The sequence below is a fragment of the Jeotgalibaca caeni genome (assembly GCF_028863945.1).
GTDB lineage: Bacteria > Bacillota > Bacilli > Lactobacillales > Aerococcaceae > Jeotgalibaca > Jeotgalibaca caeni.
In genome coordinates this window covers 1-1,215 of record NZ_JARBEA010000135.1, presented here as the reverse complement: position 1 = coordinate 1,215, position 1,215 = coordinate 1, and the positions used below count along the sequence as shown (strand labels likewise).

The following is a 1,215-nucleotide window of genomic DNA, read 5'->3' as shown; positions in this document are numbered from 1 at the left end:
TGTAGAATAGAGTTACCACAACACATTCACAGAAAAGAGGACTTCCATATGAACGATTTTACTACAGAAATTCTAAAGACTCTAGCGAACAAAGGCGATTTGAATGAATTATTCCGTGTCCATTTGGAAAAAGCTGTCAATACGCTTCTCAAAACGGAGTTAACGGCTTTCCTCGATTACGAAAAGTACGATCGCATTGGTTTTAACACGGGTAATTCTCGTAACGGCTCCTATGACCGTACGGTCAAGACCGAGTACGGGGAACTTCATCTCCAGATTCCGCGCGACCGCAACGGCGAGTTCAAGCAACAGACTGTTCCTGCTTATAGACGGACGAATGATACCTTAGAGGAGACCGTCATTCACCTCTTCCGAAAAGGTATCACCATGTCAGAAATCGCAGACTTGATTGAGAAAATGTATGGGCATCACTACACGCCCCAAACCATGTCCAATATGACTAAATCATTTACGGAAGAAGTCACTTCATTTAAGGAACGTGAGCTTCATGACCGTTATGCCGCTATTTATATGGACGCAACCTATATCCCTTTAAAGCGGAAAACCGTCGCCAAGGAAGCCATTCATATCGCAGTTGGCATTCGCCCGGACGGTTCAAAGGAAGTGTTGAGCTATGCGATTGCACCAACTGAATCTATCACGATTTGGGAAGAGATTTTAATAGACCTCCAGGAACGTGGCGTGAAAAACGTCCTCCTTTTCATCACGGATGGCTTAAAGGGGATGGCAGGGGCCGTGCAGCGGTTCTACCCCAAAGCCCGTTTTCAACATTGCTGTGTGCACGTTTCCCGTAATATCAGTCACAAAGTGCGTGTCGATGATCGTAAGGAAGTCTGTGATGATTTTAAAATGGTGTATCAAGCGTCATCTAAAAAGGCGGCATTGGAAGCACGTGGTGCTTTTGCGGAAAAATGGAAAACCAGCTATCCAAAAATGGTGGAATCGATCCTTTCGAACGATTACCTGCTCACTTTCTATGATTTCCCATTAGCCATACGCAAGACTATTTACTCTACGAACTTGATTGAATCCTTTAATAAGCAAATCAAGAAATACAGCCACCGCAAGGAACAGTTCCAAAATGAAGAGTCGATGGAACGTTTCTTAGTCTCGTCTTTTGATACTTACAACCAAAAATTCCTAGGTCGCAGTCATAAAGGTTTCCAACAGGCCGAAGGCGAGCTCGAACAAATG

The 1,215-nt window shown here is 44.2% G+C and carries 1 protein-coding gene; it reads left to right on the top strand.

Going from position 1 to position 1,215, the window contains the following annotated elements:
- Positions 1–48: 48 nt before the first annotated feature.
- On the top strand, positions 49–1,215 hold a 1,167-nt coding region (locus PVE40_RS12770; RefSeq protein WP_420828537.1), incomplete at its 3' end, for an IS256 family transposase.